We start from the raw sequence: 248 nt of genomic DNA, 5'->3' as shown, positions 1-248 counted from the left end.
AAGATGAGAGACGCAAAGAGCTCGGGCTATACCTGAGGGCCCGCCGAAGCCAGGCACTCCGTTCCGATTACGGCTTGCCGCCAGTGGGCCGTTCCCGCGAGCGCGGCCTCCGCCGGGAAGAGGTGGCTTTCCTCTCCGGCGTGAGCGTCACCTGGTACACGTGGTTGGAGCAAGGCCGGGACATCAGCCCTTCGCGTCAAGTCCTCGAGTCCATAGCGCGTGCCCTGCACCTCTCGGATACGGGGCTG

Annotated in this window: 1 protein-coding gene; it reads left to right on the top strand. The window is 65.7% G+C overall.

From position 1 onward, the window contains the following. Window positions 1-248: helix-turn-helix domain-containing protein (locus SB724_RS21305; RefSeq protein ID WP_410573003.1), on the top strand; the 248-nt coding region annotated here is incomplete at both ends.

Origin of the sequence: Bacillus sp. SIMBA_031 (assembly GCF_046535225.1) — a bacterium.
In the GTDB taxonomy this organism is placed as follows: domain Bacteria; phylum Bacillota; class Bacilli; order Bacillales; family Bacillaceae; genus Bacillus; species Bacillus velezensis.
This window is presented reverse-complemented; position numbering and strand designations above follow the sequence as displayed.